The 18091-nt window shown below is 54.8% G+C and carries 17 protein-coding genes and 1 pseudogene; 15 read left to right on the top strand and 3 right to left on the bottom strand.

Going from position 1 to position 18091, the window contains the following annotated elements; all coding sequences use genetic code 11:
- Positions 1-24: 24 nt before the first annotated feature.
- From ACUTQ5_RS17640 to ACUTQ5_RS17620, 5 genes and pseudogenes are all read left to right on the top strand, one after another.
- The gene (locus tag ACUTQ5_RS17640; RefSeq protein WP_445652294.1) at positions 25-1647 is read left to right on the top strand and encodes an NAD+ synthase; all 1623 of its coding nucleotides are present in this window, start codon (positions 25-27) and stop codon (positions 1645-1647) included.
- Positions 1648-1657: 10 nt separating this feature from the next.
- Positions 1658-1996, top strand: a complete 339-nt coding sequence (gene glnB / locus ACUTQ5_RS17635; RefSeq protein WP_004847623.1) for a nitrogen regulatory protein P-II — start codon at positions 1658-1660, stop codon at positions 1994-1996.
- A gap of 63 nt (positions 1997-2059) precedes the next feature.
- Positions 2060-2278 (top strand): annotated as a pseudogene (locus ACUTQ5_RS17630) (aldehyde dehydrogenase family protein); the annotation flags it as partial.
- A gap of 86 nt (positions 2279-2364) precedes the next feature.
- Positions 2365-4281, top strand: coding sequence for an NAD(P)-binding protein (locus ACUTQ5_RS17625; RefSeq protein WP_445652293.1), 1917 nt, complete (start codon positions 2365-2367; stop codon positions 4279-4281).
- Positions 4278-5465 (top strand): c-type cytochrome, encoded by a 1188-nt coding sequence (locus ACUTQ5_RS17620; protein WP_445652292.1) that lies wholly within the window; start codon positions 4278-4280, stop codon positions 5463-5465. Before ACUTQ5_RS17625 ends, ACUTQ5_RS17620 begins: the two co-directional genes overlap by 4 nt.
- 35 nt (positions 5466-5500) lie before the next feature.
- Here the strand turns inward: ACUTQ5_RS17620 and hmpA are convergent, their stop codons facing one another.
- Positions 5501-6691, bottom strand: coding sequence for an NO-inducible flavohemoprotein (hmpA, locus tag ACUTQ5_RS17615; RefSeq protein ID WP_445652291.1), 1191 nt, complete (start codon positions 6689-6691; stop codon positions 5501-5503).
- Between the two features lie 371 nt (positions 6692-7062).
- On the opposite strand from hmpA, the gene glyA reads away from it, so the two are divergent.
- Positions 7063-8316: a serine hydroxymethyltransferase gene (gene glyA, locus ACUTQ5_RS17610; RefSeq protein ID WP_445652290.1), complete on the top strand. Its 1254-nt coding sequence runs from the start codon at positions 7063-7065 to the stop codon at positions 8314-8316.
- Positions 8317-8583: 267 nt separating this feature from the next.
- Positions 8584-9735, top strand: coding sequence for a 3-phenylpropionate MFS transporter (locus ACUTQ5_RS17605; RefSeq protein ID WP_445652289.1), 1152 nt, complete (start codon positions 8584-8586; stop codon positions 9733-9735).
- On the opposite strand, the gene csiE is transcribed toward ACUTQ5_RS17605, so the two are convergent.
- Positions 9732-10997: a stationary phase inducible protein CsiE gene (gene csiE, locus ACUTQ5_RS17600; RefSeq protein ID WP_445652288.1), complete on the bottom strand. Its 1266-nt coding sequence runs from the start codon at positions 10995-10997 to the stop codon at positions 9732-9734. The two genes, ACUTQ5_RS17605 and csiE, sit on opposite strands and share 4 nt — an antisense overlap.
- 177 nt (positions 10998-11174) lie before the next feature.
- Between csiE and ACUTQ5_RS17595 the strand changes: the two genes are divergently transcribed.
- Both ACUTQ5_RS17595 and ACUTQ5_RS17590 read left to right on the top strand, forming a co-directional pair.
- Entirely contained in the window at positions 11175-11810 is a 636-nt protein-coding gene (locus tag ACUTQ5_RS17595; protein ID WP_445652361.1) for a DUF1007 family protein, read from the top strand.
- Positions 11801-12823 (top strand): nickel/cobalt transporter, encoded by a 1023-nt coding sequence (locus tag ACUTQ5_RS17590; protein ID WP_445652287.1) that lies wholly within the window; start codon positions 11801-11803, stop codon positions 12821-12823. The genes ACUTQ5_RS17595 and ACUTQ5_RS17590 overlap by 10 nt, the downstream gene beginning before the upstream one ends.
- Before the next feature lie 226 nt (positions 12824-13049).
- Here ACUTQ5_RS17590 and suhB read toward each other — a convergent pair whose 3' ends face one another.
- Positions 13050-13853 (bottom strand): inositol-1-monophosphatase, encoded by an 804-nt coding sequence (suhB, locus tag ACUTQ5_RS17585; RefSeq protein ID WP_445652286.1) that lies wholly within the window; start codon positions 13851-13853, stop codon positions 13050-13052.
- Between the two features lie 119 nt (positions 13854-13972).
- Between suhB and trmJ the strand changes: the two genes are divergently transcribed.
- The 6 genes from trmJ (at position 13973) to hscB (ending at position 18040) form a co-directional block, all read left to right on the top strand.
- Entirely contained in the window at positions 13973-14707 is a 735-nt protein-coding gene (trmJ, locus tag ACUTQ5_RS17580; protein ID WP_135317608.1) for a tRNA (cytosine(32)/uridine(32)-2'-O)-methyltransferase TrmJ, read from the top strand.
- 194 nt (positions 14708-14901) lie between these two features.
- On the top strand, positions 14902-15396 hold the full coding sequence (gene iscR / locus ACUTQ5_RS17575; protein ID WP_006318200.1) for a Fe-S cluster assembly transcriptional regulator IscR: 495 nt from the start codon (positions 14902-14904) through the stop codon (positions 15394-15396).
- A 54-nt stretch (positions 15397-15450) separates the two neighbouring features.
- A complete protein-coding gene (locus ACUTQ5_RS17570) occupies positions 15451-16665 on the top strand; it encodes an IscS subfamily cysteine desulfurase (protein WP_012146334.1) in 1215 nt (404 codons plus the stop codon).
- Between the two features lie 24 nt (positions 16666-16689).
- A complete protein-coding gene (iscU, locus tag ACUTQ5_RS17565; RefSeq protein ID WP_012146333.1) occupies positions 16690-17076 on the top strand; it encodes a Fe-S cluster assembly scaffold IscU in 387 nt (128 codons plus the stop codon).
- Positions 17077-17131: 55 nt separating this feature from the next.
- Positions 17132-17455, top strand: a complete 324-nt coding sequence (gene iscA, locus ACUTQ5_RS17560; RefSeq protein WP_445652285.1) for an iron-sulfur cluster assembly protein IscA — start codon at positions 17132-17134, stop codon at positions 17453-17455.
- 63 nt (positions 17456-17518) lie between these two features.
- Entirely contained in the window at positions 17519-18040 is a 522-nt protein-coding gene (gene hscB / locus ACUTQ5_RS17555) for a co-chaperone HscB (protein WP_445652284.1), read from the top strand.
- The last annotated feature ends 51 nt before the right edge of the window (positions 18041-18091 follow it).

Here is an 18091-nt window from a genome sequence, read left to right as displayed (position 1 = left end):
ACGTATTAAGCGGGATCCTAAACAATGAGCAGATCACTTTCCATCGCACTGGCCCAGCTAAATCTGCTGGTCGGTGACATTGAAGGCAACACCGAACGCATGTTGCAAACCGTGCAAGAGCAGCAGAAGGCGGGAGCCGATCTGGTCATGTTCACCGAGTTGGCGCTCTCCGGCTATCCGCCGGAAGACCTGCTGTACCGCAACGATTTTTATCAGCGCTGTGACGCACAGCTGCAGCGTCTGCAGCAGGCCTCTGCCGAGGTCGCCATTCTGGTTGGCCATCCGTGGCGCGAAGGTGACAAGCTGTATAATGCGCTGTCGCTGTTTTCTGAAGGGCAGTTACTGGCGCGTTACTTCAAGCAGCAGTTGCCGAACTACGGCGTTTTCGATGAGAAACGCTACTTCTTGGCCGGTAACGAAACCTGCGTGGTTGAGCTGAAAGGCTATCAATTGGGACTGCTGATTTGCGAGGATCTGTGGTTCCCTGGGCCGGTCGATGCCGCCAAGGCTGCCGGTGCCGAAATGATTTTGTCGATCAATGCCTCGCCTTACAATCGCGAAAAGCCGTATATCCGCAAGACGCTAATGGCCGGCCATTGCCAACGTACCCATCTGCCACTGGTGTATCTGAACCAGATTGGTGGGCAGGATGAGCTGATTTTCGACGGGTGTTCGAAGGTGTTCGATGCGGCCGGCAATATGACCCATCGGTTGACGGCGTTTGCCGAGCAGGTGACCCTGCTTGAGCTCAATGAGCTGGAAGTGGTGCCAATGACCGCACCGGCCGCCGAGTTGCCACAGTTGGCACAAGTGTACGAAGCCCTGGTGTTGGCGGTGCGTGATTACGTCACTAAAAATGGCTTTAAGGGCGCGGTACTGGGATTGTCTGGCGGCATTGATTCGGCACTGACGTTGGCGATTGCCGTCGATGCGTTGGGTAAAGATAAAGTGCAGGCGCTGATGATGCCGTTCCGCTATACCGCGGATATCAGTATCGCCGACGCCAAAGAAGAGGCGGAAATCCTCGGCATTGAATTCGATATCGTTTCTATTGAACCTATGTTCGACGCCTTTATGGGCCAACTAACGCCAATGTTTGCCGGTACCGAACGCGATACTACCGAAGAAAATCTGCAGGCACGCTGCCGTGGCGTGGTGTTGATGGCGCTGTCCAACAAGCGCCGTAGCATCGTGCTGACTACCGGCAATAAAAGCGAGATGGCCGTAGGTTACGCCACGCTGTATGGTGATATGGCAGGCGGCTTCGACGTGCTGAAAGACGTACCGAAAACGCTGGTGTTCAAACTGTCCGAATACCGCAATACCGTATCTTACGTGATCCCGCAGCGGGTAATCGATCGTCCACCGTCCGCAGAACTGGCACCGGATCAGCTCGATCAGGACAGCCTGCCGCCGTACGACATTCTGGATGCGATTCTGGAAGGTTACGTTGAACGTGATAAGTCGGTTGCCGATCTGGTGGCCGAAGGCTTCGACGAGGCGATCGTGCGCAAGGTCATCCGCCTGGTGGATATCAACGAATACAAACGGCGTCAGGCCGCCGTTGGGCCGCGCATCACCGCCCGCAATTTCGGCAAAGACCGCCGCTACCCAATCACATCCGGCTTTGGCCGCAAAAATTGGTAAAGGAAACAAGATGAAAAAGATCGACGCTATTATCAAGCCGTTCAAACTGGATGATGTCCGTGAAGCGCTGGCTGAGGTTGGCATTACCGGGATGACCGTCACCGAAGTGAAAGGCTTCGGCCGCCAAAAGGGCCACACCGAGCTGTATCGTGGCGCGGAGTACATGGTCGATTTTCTGCCAAAGGTGAAAATTGAGATCGTGGTGGCCGACGATATCGTCGATACCTGCGTCGAGACCATCATGCAGACTGCGCAAACCGGCAAAATCGGCGACGGCAAAATCTTTGTCTTCGACGTGGCGCGCGTAGTGCGTATCCGTACTGGCGAGCAGGACGAAGAAGCGATTTGATGTGACGTTTCTGATCTGAACCCCCTGAGGGCGCAGCATGCTGCGCCCTTGTCATATCTGCATGACTACGGGCTGGCGTCGTCACTGTGGACCCGGGACGTGGGGTGGGCGCACCGTCTGAGCGCCCGTTTGCAATACGGGGGCACCTGGGGGAATACCCATTTCATGCTGGTGAGCGAGATGCCGCACGGTGGCCAAAAGTTGTCCGGCTACGGCAAGGATATGTCGATGTATGGTCTGGAAGATTACACTGCTATTCGCCACGTGGTGTTTACACATTGATTAATCAGGTTTTATCTGAAAGATAACGCGGCTTTCAGACCGGCTCCGGCCGGTCTGATGATAATAAAAATAGAAGGAAGCCAATTATGAGCATCACCAGACGCGATTTTCTTAATGGGGTGGCGATCACCATCGCCGCCGGGTTAACGCCGATGCAGATCCTGCGGGCATCGCCGCAAACCGCCAATCAAACCCTCTATTACCCACCGACGCTGACCGGGCTGCGCGGCAACCACCCCGGTTCGTTTGAACATGCACATCAACTGGGGCGTGACGGCAAGGCCTTCGATTTTGCCAGCATCCCAGCCATGGAAGAGTTCGATCTGGTGGTGGTTGGTGCCGGTATCAGCGGGCTGGCGGCCGCCTGCTTCTGGCAGCAAATGAAGGGGCCGCAGCAGCGTATTTTGCTGATTGATAACCATGATGACTTCGGCGGCCACGCCAAGCGCAATGAATTCAGCAGCGAAAATGGCACCATTCTCGGCTACGGCGGCAGTGAGTCGCTGCAGTCACCGCGATCCAACTTCAGTCCGGTGGCGATGGGGCTGCTGCAAAAGCTGGGCGTCAGCATCGACAATCTGGAAAAGGCTTTTGATAAAACCTTCTATCCGGATCTTAACCTGAGCCGCGGCGTCTATTTCGATCGCAAAAACTTCGGCGTCGACAAAGTGGTTAACGGTGATCCTGGCCGTATGGTAGCGGATGATATTCCCCGAGATCGCCTCAATGGCCGTTCCTACGAAGCTTTTATCGGTGATTTCCCGCTGCCGGAAAGCGATCGCCAAGCGCTGATTGCACTGCACACTGTGGATAAGGATTACCTGCCGGAATTGAGTCAGGAGCAGAAAAGCGAATGGCTCGACAAACACAGCTATACCGAGTTCCTGCGTGACAAGGTCGGCCTGAGTGAAATGGCGATCCGCTATTTCCAACAAACCACCAGTGACTTCCAGGCGGTGGGCATCGACGCCACTTCCTGCAGCGATGCGCGTATTTGCGATCTGCCTGGCCTGAACGGCATGAACCTGCCGCCGCTGGACGAAGAGTCACAGGCGGATCTCGACGATCCTTACGTGTTCCACTTCCCCGATGGCAACGCCACTCTGACTCGCTTAATGGTACGCCATCTGATCCCGGCGGTAGCGCCAGGTGGCAAGGACATGAATGACATAGTGCTGGCGAAGTTCGACTACAGCCAGCTTGACCGGGCGGAGTCACCGGTAAAATTACGGTTGAACAGCACCGGACTGCACGCGGCCAACGTCGGTGACAAGGTCGAAGTGACCTACATGACCGGCGAGAAAATGACCAAGGTGCGCGCCGGGCAGGTAGTGATGGCCGGCTACAACATGATGATCCCTTATCTGGTGCCGGAAATGTCGCCTGAACAGCAGCAGGCGCTGAAGCTGAACGTCAAGTCGCCGCTGGTGTACAGCAAAGTGGTGATCCGTAACTGGCAGTCGTTTATTAAGCTGGGTGTGCATGAAGTTTACTCGCCAACGGCGCCGTATTGCCGCGTGAAGCTGGATTATCCGGTGAGCATGGGCGGCTATCAGCACCCGCGCGATCCAAACCAACCGATCGGCCTGCACATGGTGTATGTGCCGACGCTGGCGGGCAGCGGATTAAGCCCGCGCGAACAGTCGCGCAAAGGTCGTGCCTTGCTGTTGGGCACGCCGTTTGAAGTGCATGAGCAGATGATCCGTGAGCAGTTGCAGGGCATGCTCGGTTCCGCCGGTTTTGATCACCAGCGTGATATCGAAGCGATCACCGTAAACCGCTGGTCGCATGGCTATTCCTATTTCCTCAATGGACTGTTTGACGACGAAGATGAAGCAAAGAAAATCATTGCGACAGCGCGTAAGCCGATCGGCAAGATTGTGATTGCCAACTCGGACTCTGACTGGAGTCCATATGCCAACTCGGCGATCGACCAGGCATGGCGTGCGGTTAATGAACTGGCTTTCGGCCATGCTCCCGCTGCCGCCAAGGAGGGGGCATGAGCATGCGTTCACTGTACTTACTGACGTTATTGGCGGCGGGGGGCTCGGCGCAGGCGATGTCGGCCGGGGAATATGTGGCCAGGACCGGTGACTGCACCGCCTGCCATACCTCGCCGGGTGGCGCACTGTTTGCTGGCGGCATGAAGTTCCCGACCCCGCTGGGCAATATTTACGCTACCAATATTACGCCGGACAAGCAGCAGGGCATCGGTGCTTATTCTTTTGACGAGTTTGATCGCGCCATGCGCCAGGGGATCGCCAAAGACGGCCATCGGTTGTATCCCGCGATGCCGTATACCTCTTACGCCAAAATGAATGCGGAAGATATGCGCGCGCTGTATGACTATCTGATGGAGGAAGTCCCGCCGCAGAATACCGCCAACCGTGCCAGTGATATCAGTTGGCCGCTGTCGATGCGTTGGCCGCTGGCGGTCTGGAACCAACTCTTCCATGAGGATGCGCCTTACCAGCCGGACACCAGCCAGAGTGCCGAATGGAATCGTGGCGCCTACTTGGTGCAAGGGGCTGGGCACTGCGGCAGTTGCCATACGCCGCGTGGCTGGGCGATGCAGGAGAAAGGGCTGGACAGCAAAGCTCCAGCCTTCCTGAGCGGTGCTGAACTCGATGGCTGGTACGCTTCAGGAATACGCGGACTGAAACAGGATGAAGTGGTGGCCTTGCTGAAAACCGGGCGCAGCCAACATGCGGCAGTCGCAGGGCCGATGAGTGAAGTGGTTAGTCACAGTACGCAATATCTGACCGACGGTGACTTGAACGCCATTGCCACTTATCTGCACAGTCTGGCGGCAGAAAAATCGCCGCTGGAGAAACCCGTAACCATGGCGGTCGACAACTGGCAAGCGGGGCAACGTACCTATGCCATGTACTGTTCAACCTGTCACGGTAACAAAGGAGAGGGGAGCGACAACACCATTCCTGCCTTGGTCGGTAACGCAACGGTCACGGCGGAGAACCCGTTAACCGCGCTGCGCGTGGTGCTGGAAGGAGCACATACACCGATCACTCAGCATGCAACTGCGCTCGCCATGCCGGGTTACGCCTGGACCTTGAACGACCAGCAGGCTGCTGAGCTGATGAGTTATTTGCGGGGAAGTTGGGGCAACCAGGCGGCACCGGTCACGGCGCAGCAGGTAAAGGAGACACGCAAGCTGGCGGAGAAATAACGGAGGGGCGCGGTAACAGGCCGCGCCCCTTTCAATTACATGACCTTGTGCGGGCCGAAGCATTCATAGTGGATGCGATCGGCCTCTACGCCCATGCTCAGCAGTTGGCTGGCCACAGACTGCATAAACGGTAGCGGCCCACAGAAGTAGTAATGCATCTGCGGCGTGGCAAGCGTTTCGCGCAGGGCACTGAGGTTCATCAGGCCACGGCTCTGGTAGTCGCGGCCTACCACATCATTGGCACCCGGTTGGTTGTACCACACGTGACGGCTCAGATTCGGCATGCGGCCGGCAATATCCGCAACTTCATCGGCAAAGGCGTGAACGCCGCCGTTTTCCGCTGCATGCAGCCAGTGTATATCCGCCGGATGCTGGTTATCGTGCAGAGTGTGGAGCATGCCGAGCATTGGGGTTTGGCCGACGCCGGCGGAAATCAGTGCCACAGGCGTTTCCGGCTGCACATCGAGGAAGAAATCTCCGTGCGGCGGGGCGATGTAAATCACGTCACCTTCTTTGGCCTGCTGGTGCAGGAAGTTAGATACTTTGCCCTGATCTTCACGTTTGACTGCGATACGGTAGTATTCGCCGTTAGGTGAAGTGGTCAGCGAGTATTGGCGTACTTCCTGATTTTCCATGCTGTCATGTTTGATATAGACCGCCAGGTATTGGCCTGGTTTGAAGTCGATCACTTTGCCGCCGTCTACAGGCGCCAAGACAAAGCTACAAATCACGTCGCTTTGTGGCTGTTTTTTGACGATGCGGAAAGCTCGCAGGTCGCGCCAACCGCCCTCGGCGGTTTCGCTGGCCTGGTAAATCTGGCCTTCGCGCTGGATAAATACGTCCGCCAACACCCCGTAGGCTTTGCCCCATGCGTCCAGCACTTCCTGGCCTGGGCTGAACATCTCATCCAGCGTGGCAATCAAATGGCTGCCGACAATTTGATACTGGTCCGGGCGAATATTCAGGCTGGTATGCTTTTGGGCGATACGTTCCACCGCCGGCAACAGCGCCGCCAGATTCTCGATATTCACGGCGTAGGCGCAGATGGCATCGAACAGGGCCTGACGCTGATCGCCATTGCGCTGGTTGTTCATATTGAACACATCTTTTAACTCGGGATTATGCTCGAACATACGGTCGTAGAAGTGGGCGGTCAGCTTTGGCCCGGTAGCGGCCAGCAGGGGAATGGTAGATTTTACGGTGGCGATGGTTTGGCTATCCAGCATGGTGGCGCTCCTTGGTCGGACATTATTGGAATACTTTAATAATGCATTTATAATGCATCTTTTGTTTGAAAGCATCCTAACGGTTTCTGCCGTGGCTGTAAATACCCCTGTTTTTCTTGCGGAGTCGCCAGCCGACGATCTCGCTCACAGAACATGAAAAAACCGCATTATCAGCATGAGTAAAAGTCCGTTGCTGAATGAGGTGCTTTATCGGATCAAAGCCTTGCTGCGCCTAATGCCAATCGTTTGCGTAAAAACCTCTGTCAAGGCCTATCCTCGGTGGGGCGAAACAGTTTACACTGTGGCGCAGAACCCGAACGGGTAGTTATTTGGTGATTTTTTAGTTAGCTGATTTAGTCAGGAGAAGCCGGATGTTAAAGCGTGAAATGAACATTGCTGATTACGATGCCGAACTGTGGCGTGCAATGGAGCAAGAAGTTGTGCGTCAGGAAGAGCACATTGAGCTGATTGCGTCTGAGAACTACACCAGCCCGCGCGTAATGCAGGCCCAGGGCTCCCAGTTGACCAACAAATATGCTGAAGGTTATCCGGGCAAGCGTTATTACGGCGGCTGCGAATATGTGGATATCGTTGAGCAACTGGCCATCGACCGCGCAAAAGAGCTGTTCGGCGCAGATTACGCCAACGTCCAGCCGCACTCCGGTTCCCAGGCGAACTTCGCTGTCTATACCGCGCTGCTGCAGCCGGGCGACACCATTCTGGGCATGAATCTGGCGCACGGCGGCCACCTGACCCACGGTTCACCGGTCAACCTGTCCGGCAAGCTGTATAACGTGGTGCCTTACGGCATCGACGAAAAAGGTCAAATCGATTACGAAGATCTGGCTAAACAGGCTCAGACTCATAAACCAAAAATGATCATCGGTGGCTTCTCTGCCTTCTCCGGTATCGTTGATTGGGCAAAAATGCGCGAAATTGCAGACAGCATCGGCGCTTACCTGTTCGTTGACATGGCGCACGTAGCGGGCCTGATCGCCGCCGGCGTTTATCCGAACCCGGTCCCTCACGCACACATCGTGACCACCACTACTCACAAAACCCTGGCAGGTCCGCGCGGTGGCCTGATCCTGGCGAAAGGCGGTGATGAAGATCTGTATAAAAAGCTGAACTCCGCCGTGTTCCCAGGTGGCCAGGGCGGCCCGCTGATGCACGTGATCGCCGGTAAAGCGGTGGCGCTGAAAGAAGCCATGGAGCCTGAGTTCAAAATTTACCAGCAGCAAGTGGCCAAAAACGCCAAGGCTATGGTGGAAGTGGTGCTGGAGCGCGGCTACAAAGTGGTTTCCGGCGGCACCTATAACCATCTGTTCCTGCTGGATCTGGTTGATAAGAACCTGACCGGTAAAGAAGCTGACGCTGCCCTGGGCCGCGCCAACATCACCGTGAACAAAAACAGCGTGCCAAACGATCCCAAGAGCCCGTTCGTCACCTCCGGTGTGCGTATCGGTACTCCGGCAGTGACCCGTCGTGGTTTCACAGAAGCTGATGTGCGTGAACTGGCTGGCTGGATCTGCGACGTGCTGGACAACATCAACGATGAAGCCACCATCGAACGCACCAAGAAGAAAGTACTGGATATCTGCGCCCGCCTGCCGGTTTACGCATAATTTCCATTGCTGTAATAAATGCTGAGGCGTCAGGCCGGTCACTTGGGTGACCGGCTTTTTTTATGGCTCTGTCGCATTAAGGCGACGTCAGGTAACAGACTGTTTTTTGCGATGTTACCTGACAATGTCCCTGATCCGAAACAACCGCTGCGCCCTGATGACAAGGCTAAACTGTGAACTGCCTTACAGTCTATTCCCTCGGTGGTGAATGCACGTTGCTAGCCAGTGTGAGCTCTGTCAAAGTATCGCCCTCGCACCGGAGGGATCATGGTTCTGCAATCTACGCGTTGGCTAGCTCTCAGTTATTTCACCTATTTCTTTTCTTACGGTATCTTCTTACCCTTTTGGGGCGTTTGGTTAAAAGGTGAGGGCATACCACCTGAAACCATCGGTATTCTGCTTGGTGCCGGTCTGGTTGCGCGCTTTCTCGGTAGTTTGTTGATTGCTCCCCGGGTAAAAGATCCCTCTCATCTGGTGACGGCATTGCGCCTGTTAGCGTTACTGACGCTGGCTTTTGCCATCGGGTTCTGTTTCGGTAACGGCTGGGGCTGGCTAATGCTGGTGATCGCCGGTTTCAACCTGTTCTTCTCGCCGCTGGTCCCGCTGACCGATGCACTGGCCGGTACCTGGCAAAAGCAAATTACCATGGATTACGGCCGGGTCAGACTATGGGGCTCGCTGGCGTTTGTGATTGGCTCGGCGCTGACCGGGCAGATGGTTTCCGTCTGGGGCCATAACGTTATCCTCTACAGCCTGATAGTCAGCATACTGGCGATGCTGTTGGGCATGATGCTGAAGCCGAGCGTGATGCCGCAGGGGGAAGCGCGCACTCACAGCGAAACCGAGCATTCTTTGTGGGAGATGCTTAAGGAAGGGCCAGTTTGGCGCTTCCTGCTGTGCGTAACGCTGTTGCAGGGCGCGCATGCCGGTTATTACAGTTTCGGTTCTATCTATTGGCAGGAGGCGGGGTACTCGGCTTCAACCATTGGCTACTTGTGGTCGCTGGGCGTGGTGGCAGAAGTGATTATTTTTGCCAGCAGTGATTTCCTGTTCCGTCGCTGGAATGCGCGCAATCTGCTGCTGCTCTCTGCCTGCTGTGGGATACTGCGCTGGAGCCTGATGGCCAGTAGCACCGAGTTGGGGGGGCTGCTGGTGATCCAAATTCTGCACTGTGGCACCTTTACCGTTTGTCACCTGGCCGCGATGCGTTTTATCGCCGCACGCAAGGGGCCGGAAGTGATCCGGCTGCAGGCGGTGTATTCAGCGCTGGCGATGGGCGGCGGCATTGCGATTATGACGGTGATCGCCGGTTTCCTGTTCGAGTATCTGCAGGGTGGAGTGTTCTGGGTGATGGCGGCAGTGGTGTTGCCGGCGTTGTTTATCCGTCCGCCGGCCGTTGTGGTCAGCAGCAACCGTTAAGAGGTTTCCAGCAGCGCACGGATGAATTTTCGCTGCTGGCGCGCTAACGGCAATTCGGTATAAATCAGCGGTGGCTGCGGCTCACCATGCTCCATGGCATAAGGGGTGATCACCAGGGTGACTCCCTGCGGCGCGCCAGAATGCAGATAGTCGCGCAGCGGCAAATACTTGATATTCAGCGGTAGCAGCGTTAATTCGCGGATCTGATATTCCACTTCCTCTTCCAACTGCGGGTTGTCCAGCGTCAGCAATAACACCTGTTTTTCCTGCAACGCATTGCCCTGCATCAACCAGGCACCGAAACTGATTGCGACCAGCCCGGCTTCCTCGCTGGAAAAATGAATACCGTATTCCTGCTCAAGTGGGGCCAGGGCCTCCTGAGCGGTACGCATCAGGCGCGGATACTTGCGTTCAACTTCCTCCAACAGTGTGTTATCGATACCAATCTCAAAGCGGCAGCGTTCTACCGCAGGGGCCAGATGGGCAAACAGCTGGCTAATCAAATCTTCTTTACTGCTGAAAGTCATGCCGGAAATCTGTTGGAAGCGCTCGACCATATTTTCAATCGCCGCCATCAAACGCAGATCTTCCGCTGAGTCACTGCTGTGGTAGCTGTGGTTTTTCAGCATAGTAAACATCAGCAGCAGAAAATCACTTTCGCTGGCTTCGGGGGGCAGGGCAAATAGCTGATTCAATGATTGATGCAGCAAGCTGGTCGCCTGATGTTCCGGTTTTTGATGCAGCCAGTCGCGTTGTGCGTGGCTGAATGTCGGGTGCCGCTGGCGTTGGCTCTCCCATGCGCAGTAGCGCAGGTAGTGCTGCAGGAACTGACGATCGCGTCGATCAAAGCTGCGGTTGACTCGCGCTTCATACTCGCTGATGCACTGTTCCAACTGCGGTGTCAGGTCGGTGTTTTGCCCCAGAGCTTGCTGCAACCAGCGGGAAAAATGCTGATCGATAAATTCCGGGCTACAGCGCAGGGCTCTGCGCAGCCAGTGGAGCAGGCAGAGGCGTTGATTGAGTGCGGTGCCCCTGATCCGGTAACCCTCGTCGGGGTTACCGTCGATCTCCAGATGGTGGAAACGCTGGATTTCACTGGCAACCTCGGCTATATCTTGCCGGGTAACCGGGGGGGAAACGCCATTTATTTGGCTGATAGTCTCCAGTTGTACTGCGGGCACCGGCGCATACAACATCAATAACAGATGGCAGCGTCGTTGTTGACCGGAGAGCTCAGGCACGGGGGCAGTGTCCAGGCTCATATCACCTTCGGGCAGGTAACGTTTAAATTATGAATAAGCATAGCAAAAGGTGATGAGCGGCGCGGCAACGGCACCCGGTTTTACTTCGGCTTACAACTTTCGTCACAAATATTGGGCGGAAACGCAGCGGTTGAGGAACGGTTGATGTTACTTTATAACAATGATGAGTATCCTTTGATGATGAAGTTACGCTTTGTTTTGGCCGGTTTTTTATCGCTTTTCAGCGTCGGCTCTATCGCACACCCGCACAGTTTTATTGATATGAACACCACCTTTGTGGCGAAGGATCAACAACTGGTCGGTTTGAAAATGGTTTGGGTTATGGATGAAATCACCTCGGCAGATCTGCTGTACGATGCGGAAAATGCTAAAAACGACTCGGAAATGTGGAAAAAGCTGGCGGCGCAAGTGATGGCCAATGTCCTGGGGCAACACTATTTCACGGATGTTTATCGCGACGGCAAGCCGGTGAAATACCTGAATCTGCCAACGGAATACCATCTGTCGCGCCAGGGGCATCAGGCGGTATTGGAGTTTGTGCTACCGCTGGCCGAACCGCAGCCGCTGGCGGGCAAGCCGTTCGAGATCTCCACCTACGACCCCACCTATTTTGTAGATATGACTTATAAAGATAAAACGGCATTGCATCTGCCGCCGGATATGGCTTCGCAGTGCAAATTCAAACTGGTGACGCCCAAACCGGACTCCTCTTTACAGGCTTACGCGTTGTCCCTCGATAAAAACGATTCACCCGGCGAAGATATGGCGCTGGGGCAGCAGTTCGCCCAGCGGGTCAGCCTGCAATGTCAATAAATCTCAGTCAGCACACGCCGCGTAAGCGACACTGGGCTTTCAGCCTGTGGCCGCTGCTTCTGTTTGCGCTGTTACTGGCACTGGGCGCGCAGTTGGCGTGGCACTATTGGCCGCAATTACTGATGCAAAGCGTGGTGTGGCAGAAAGGGCTACACCTGCAGTTGTCGGGTCTGTTGCAGCAGGTAAAAGCGGCACCGCAACAGGCCGGACTGGCGCTGATGTTGTTCAGCCTGAGTTATGGCGTGTTGCATGCCCTTGGCCCCGGCCACGGTAAAGTGGTGATTGCCACCTACCTGGCCACCCATCCGGCACGGTTGAAAAGCAGCCTGAAACTGACCTTTGCTGCGTCGTTGGTGCAGGGGCTGGTGGCGATCGCGCTGGTGACATTGATGCTGGTGGTACTGCAACTGTCGTCCCGGCAACTGCACCAGAGCAGTTTCTGGCTGGAGAAGGGCAGTTTTATTCTGGTAATGCTGCTTGGGGTGTTGCTGAGCTGGCGAGCGCTGAAGCGTTTGTATTATGCGGTAAAAGCCATGCGTCCGTCGCCAGCGCTGCGAATCAACAGCCTGCAACCGCTGCCGGCGGATCACGTTCACAGTGAGCATTGTGGCTGTGGTCACCGCCATATGCCGAGCGACAGCGAACTGCAGGCTGGCGGCGACTGGCGTACGCAGACTGCCATCGTATTGGCGATGGGAATGCGGCCGTGCTCGGGCGCAATACTGGTGTTGCTGTTTTCCAAGGTGATTGGCGTGTTTGTCTGGGGGGTTTTCTCGGCGTTGGCCATGGCGCTGGGCACTTCACTAACCATCTCATTGCTGGCTTTGTTGGTGCATTACAGTCGCCGATTGGCGGTACGCCTCAGCCAGTCACGTGCACCTGCGGCCTGGAGCGCAGTTGCCTGGGGGGCACTGGCGCTGGCCGGTGGCCTGATTCTGCTGTTCGCCGGACTGCTGCTGTATCTCACTGCCCAGTCGGAGTTTATCGGCGGTATCCGGCCTTTCTCCCGCTGACAGGCATAAAAAAAGCGCTGCAATTATTGCAGCGCTTTAGGTTGCTGACAAAGCAGGAAAAAGCGTGGTTTTTCCTGCTTTGTGGTGAGCAGCCGAAAATCAATAAATTGATTTTCCTGATTTTTGTTCATCGGCCTCTACACGCTCTGGGCAGGAATGAGGTTTGTCATCAGTCTGGCGCTGCAATTATTGCAGCGCTTTTTTATTACTCATTCACTTCGCGATATTAACGCTTCAGCGCTTCGCTCAGTTCTTCACGCATGGTGGAAAGCATGGCTTTCACTACGCGCGGGTTGCCGGCTACCACGTTGCCGGAGCTGAGGTGGTTGTGGCCGCCAACAAAGTCGGTCACCAGGCCGCCGGATTCACGCACCAGCAGTTCACCTGCGGCGAAATCCCATGGCTTCAGGCCAATTTCGAAGAAACCGTCAACGCGGCCGGCGGCCACGTAGGCCAAATCCAGCGCGGCAGAGCCGGTACGACGGAAGTCGGCACACTGAGTGAACAGTTTGCCAACCACATTAATGTATGGAGTTGCGTGCTGTTTAACCTTGAACGGGAAGCCGGTCGCCAGGATGGTGCCATCGAGATCTTTGGCATTGGTGCCGCGCAGACGGTAACCATTGAGCTGTGCGCCCTGGCCACGAGTGGCGGTGAACAGTTCGTTGCGCATTGGATCGTAAACCACAGCCACTTCAGTACGGCCTTTAATGCGTACGGCGATGGAAACTGAGAAGTGTGGGAAACGTTTGATGAAGTTTGATGTGCCATCCAGTGGATCGATCACCCATTGTACATCTTTGTCTTCGCCGACCAATTCGCCGCGTTCTTCGGTAACAATAGTATGTTGCGGATAGGACTTGCGAATGACGTCGATGATCAGATGCTCTGCATCGCGATCGACGTTAGTGACAAAGTCATTGGTCCCTTTCTGGCTCGCTTCTACAGCGTCCGGGGTTTCGTAGTTTTTGGCAATCAGGTTACCGGCCTTGCGCGCAGCGCGCACGGCGATCGTCAGCATCGGATGCATGGGTATCTTCCAACTAGGATGTTAAAGAACAGGAAACGGCGCGAAGTATAGCAGGTGTTCGGCAAAATGCCTACGGCTGTGTTAAGCTGCTGTGATTTTCCGCTACGCTCAGAGTTTGTATGCTGCATAACATCCGCATTGTTCTGGTAGAAACCTCTCATACCGGTAACATGGGCTCGACCGCCAGAGCCATGAAAACCATGGGGTTAACCAACCTTTATTTGGTTAATCCGCTGATAAAACCTGATTCTCAGGCGATCGCCCTGGCCGCTGGTGCCAGCGACGTGATCGGCAACGCCACTATTGTTGATACCCTGGATGATGCCATTGCTGGCTGCAGTCTGGTGGTGGGCACCAGTGCGCGTTCACGTACCTTGCCGTGGCCGATGCTGGAACCGCGTGAATGCGGCATACGTGCCGTGCACGAAGGTGAACATGCGCCGGTAGCGCTGGTGTTCGGCCGTGAACGTGTCGGCCTGACCAATGATGAGCTGCAAAAGTGCCATTACCATGTCGCCATCCCTGCCAACCCGGATTACAGCTCGTTGAATCTGGCGATGGCGGTGCAAATTCTAGCGTATGAAGTGCGTGTGGCTTACCTCGATCGTCAGCAGGTAGGTGCGCCACAGCTGGAAGAAACGCCGTATCCGTTGGTGGACGATCTGGAACGCTTCTATCAGCATCTGGAACAAACGCTGCAGCAGAGTGGATTTATCCGCCCATCTCACCCGGGGCAGGTGATGAGCCGTTTGCGTCGTTTATTCACCCGTGCGCGGCCGGAAGCTCAAGAGTTGAATATCCTGCGTGGTATGCTGACGTCGATCGAGAAACAGGACAAACATCAAGGTAATTAATTTGATGTGGAATTACGGCTTGCGGTAATAGTATTAGTTATCCAACGGTTATAATATGTATTTCATATGCACATTATATGGCTTAGTCCAAAAGGTGCTAATACTTGAGTAAATTGCTGGGTTAAATAGTTGACTGATTTACTCAGGAATGTCAGACTTTCGGCCATGTTTGACCAACAGGTAACCACTTAGCTATGAGACTGACATCCAAAGGCCGTTATGCCGTAACCGCTATGCTTGACGTGGCATTGCACTCCCAGGAAGGGCCCGTTCCTCTGGCGGATATTTCTGAGCGCCAGGGTATCTCGCTCTCTTATCTGGAACAATTATTCTCCCGTCTGCGCAAGAATGGCCTGGTGGCCAGCGTACGTGGACCGGGCGGTGGTTATCTGCTGGGCAAAGACGCGAGTGAGATTGCCGTTGGTGCAGTTATCACTGCCGTCGATGAATCGGTAGATGCGACCCGTTGCCAGGGTAAAGAAGGCTGTCAGGGTGGCGATCGCTGCCTGACCCATACCCTGTGGCGCGATCTGAGCGAGCGCATCAGCGGGTTCCTAAACAACATTACGCTGGCTGAACTGGTGAACAACCAGGAAGTGCTGGTGGTGGCGGACCGTCAAAACAACGATACCCGTCGCACGGCCAACGGTCGTCCGCAAGAAACTATCAACGTTAATCTGCGCGCATAAGCAGCTGGCGATATTTTTTTAGTTTTTGGAAGTGATGTACGGAGTACAAGAGCAATGAAATTACCGATTTATCTGGATTACTCAGCAACGACGCCGGTTGATCCGCGTGTTGCTGAGAAAATGATGCAATTTTTGACTCTGGACGGGACTTTTGGTAACCCGGCTTCCCGTTCCCACCGTTTCGGTTGGCAGGCGGAAGAAGCGGTAGATATCGCCCGTAACCAAATTGCTGAACTGGTTGGCGCTGACCCGCGCGAAATCGTGTTCACTTCCGGAGCCACCGAATCCGACAACCTGGCGATCAAAGGCGCTGCCAATTTCTATCAAAAGAAAGGCAAGCACATTATCACCAGCAAAACCGAACACAAAGCCGTGCTGGACACCTGTCGCCAGCTTGAGCGTGAAGGCTTTGAAGTGACCTATCTGGCACCGCAGAGCAACGGTATTATCAGTCTGCAGGCCCTCGAAGCTGCGATGCGCGAAGACACCATTCTGGTTTCTATCATGCACGTGAATAACGAAATCGGCGTGGTGCAGGATATCGAAGCTATCGGCGAAATGTGCCGTGCGCGCGGTATCATTTATCACGTTGATGCTACCCAGAGTGTGGGCAAATTGCCTATCGACCTGAGCAAGCTGAAAGTTGATCTGATGTCATTCTCCGGCCACAAAATTTATGGCCCGAAAGGCATTGGTGCACTGTACGTGCGTCGTAAGCCGCGTATCCGTATCGAAGCCCAGATCCACGGTGGCGGCCATGAGCGCGGTATGCGTTCCGGTACCTTGCCTGTCCACCAGATCGCCGGTATGGGCGAAGCCTACCGTATCGCCAAAGAAGAAATGGCGTCGGAAATGGCTCGTCTGCGCACGCTGCGCGATCGTCTGTGGAACGGCGTGAAAGATATGGAAGAAGTGTATCTGAATGGCTCGCTGGAGAACGGGGTGCCTAACATCCTGAACGTCAGCTTCAACTATGTTGAAGGCGAGTCGCTGATCATGGCGCTGAAAGACCTGGCCGTCTCTTCGGGTTCTGCCTGTACCTCCGCCAGCCTTGAGCCATCCTACGTGCTGCGTGCGTTGGGCATGACTGACGAATTGGCGCATAGCTCGATCCGTTTCTCTCTGGGGCGTTTCACCACAGAAGAAGAGATCGATTACACCATTCAACTGGTGCGTAAATCCATCGGCCGTCTGCGTGACCTGTCTCCACTGTGGGACATGTTCAAGCAGGGCGTGGATATCAACAGCATCGAATGGGCACATCATTAATTCTCAGGATTCAGGAGCAAGGTCATGGCTTACAGCGAAAAAGTAATCGATCACTATGAAAACCCGCGTAACGTGGGTTCTTTCGACAACGAAGATCCTAGCGTTGGCAGCGGCATGGTGGGTGCACCGGCCTGTGGCGACGTGATGAAGTTGCAGATCAAAGTCAACAATGAAGGTATCATTGAAGACGCCCGTTTCAAGACTTACGGCTGCGGTTCCGCCATCGCCTCCAGTTCGCTGGTGACCGAATGGATGAAAGGCAAGTCTCTTGATCAGGCCGAAGCGATCAAAAACACTCAGATCGCCGAAGAACTGGAATTACCGCCGGTAAAAATTCACTGCTCAATCCTGGCCGAAGACGCCATTAAAGCAGCGATTGCCGACTACAAGAGCAAACACAGCGCCAAGTAATTATTTCTGAGTCATTTAGCCCGACCTTGGTTGGGCTTTGAAGTGTGAGGTTGTGATGTCAATTACCATGAGCGACAGCGCTGCACAGCGCGTTCAGGCATTTATGAATAACCGTGGCAAAGGCCTTGGCCTGCGTCTGGGGGTGAGAACCTCTGGCTGCTCCGGGATGGCATATGTGCTTGAATTTGTTGACGATATTAACGATGACGACATCGTTTTTGAAAACAAAGGCGTTAAGGTGATCATTGACGGCAAGAGCCTGGTCTACCTTGACGGCACCGAGCTTGATTTCGTTAAGGAAGGCCTGAACGAAGGCTTCAAGTTCAACAACCCCAATGTCTCAAGCGAGTGCGGCTGCGGCGAAAGTTTCAACGTCTGACAGTCCATCGTGCTCCCCCGCCAGGTGCGGGGGAACTTCATCCGATAACGCCCAGAGCACGCTATGGATTACTTTACTTTATTCGGGCTGCCAGTTCGCTATCCCGTGGACGGCAGCCTGCTTGCCTCTCGCTATCAGGATCTGCAGCGCCAATTCCATCCCGATCGTTTTGCAAGTCAGCCAGAACGCGAACGCCTGATGGCGTTGCAACAGGCAGCGACTATCAATGAAGCCTACCAAACGCTGAAGCACCCATTAAAACGCGCGGAGTATATGCTATCTTTGCACGGCTTTGATTTGGGCAACGAGCAGCACACTATGCGTGATACCGCGTTCCTGATGGAACAGTTGGAACTACGCGAGGAGCTCGACGCCATTGAGTGCAAAGCAGATGCGGAAACCCAGTTGGCCAGCTTTGGTGCGCGGGTGAACGAGACGGTCAAACAACGCAGCGCTCTGATGATTCAGCAACTCGAGAGCCAGCAGTGGATTGATGCCGCCGACACCGTGCGTAAGCTGCGCTTTTTGGACAAACTCCAGCAACAGGTTGAACAACTCGAAGAAAAACTGCTGGGTTTTGAGTAATTCTTTTCATTTATACCCAAAATAATTGGAGTTGCATCAAGGCGGCAAATT

This window comes from Serratia sp. NA_112.1, assembly GCF_052691715.1.
This window is presented reverse-complemented; position numbering and strand designations above follow the sequence as displayed.

Coding starts and splice junctions, on each gene's coding strand:
- ACUTQ5_RS17640 (WP_445652294.1), top strand. CDS start 25: ATGAGCAGATCACTTTCCATCGCACTGGCCCAGCTAAATCTGCTGGTC.
- glnB (WP_004847623.1), top strand. CDS start 1,658: ATGAAAAAGATCGACGCTATTATCAAGCCGTTCAAACTGGATGATGTC.
- ACUTQ5_RS17625 (WP_445652293.1), top strand. CDS start 2,365: ATGAGCATCACCAGACGCGATTTTCTTAATGGGGTGGCGATCACCATC.
- ACUTQ5_RS17620 (WP_445652292.1), top strand. CDS start 4,278: ATGAGCATGCGTTCACTGTACTTACTGACGTTATTGGCGGCGGGGGGC.
- hmpA (WP_445652291.1), bottom strand. CDS start 6,691: ATGCTGGATAGCCAAACCATCGCCACCGTAAAATCTACCATTCCCCTG.
- glyA (WP_445652290.1), top strand. CDS start 7,063: ATGTTAAAGCGTGAAATGAACATTGCTGATTACGATGCCGAACTGTGG.
- ACUTQ5_RS17605 (WP_445652289.1), top strand. CDS start 8,584: ATGGTTCTGCAATCTACGCGTTGGCTAGCTCTCAGTTATTTCACCTAT.
- csiE (WP_445652288.1), bottom strand. CDS start 10,997: ATGAGCCTGGACACTGCCCCCGTGCCTGAGCTCTCCGGTCAACAACGA.
- ACUTQ5_RS17595 (WP_445652361.1), top strand. CDS start 11,175: ATGATGAAGTTACGCTTTGTTTTGGCCGGTTTTTTATCGCTTTTCAGC.
- ACUTQ5_RS17590 (WP_445652287.1), top strand. CDS start 11,801: ATGTCAATAAATCTCAGTCAGCACACGCCGCGTAAGCGACACTGGGCT.
- suhB (WP_445652286.1), bottom strand. CDS start 13,853: ATGCATCCGATGCTGACGATCGCCGTGCGCGCTGCGCGCAAGGCCGGT.
- trmJ (WP_135317608.1), top strand. CDS start 13,973: ATGCTGCATAACATCCGCATTGTTCTGGTAGAAACCTCTCATACCGGT.
- iscR (WP_006318200.1), top strand. CDS start 14,902: ATGAGACTGACATCCAAAGGCCGTTATGCCGTAACCGCTATGCTTGAC.
- ACUTQ5_RS17570 (WP_012146334.1), top strand. CDS start 15,451: ATGAAATTACCGATTTATCTGGATTACTCAGCAACGACGCCGGTTGAT.
- iscU (WP_012146333.1), top strand. CDS start 16,690: ATGGCTTACAGCGAAAAAGTAATCGATCACTATGAAAACCCGCGTAAC.
- iscA (WP_445652285.1), top strand. CDS start 17,132: ATGTCAATTACCATGAGCGACAGCGCTGCACAGCGCGTTCAGGCATTT.
- hscB (WP_445652284.1), top strand. CDS start 17,519: ATGGATTACTTTACTTTATTCGGGCTGCCAGTTCGCTATCCCGTGGAC.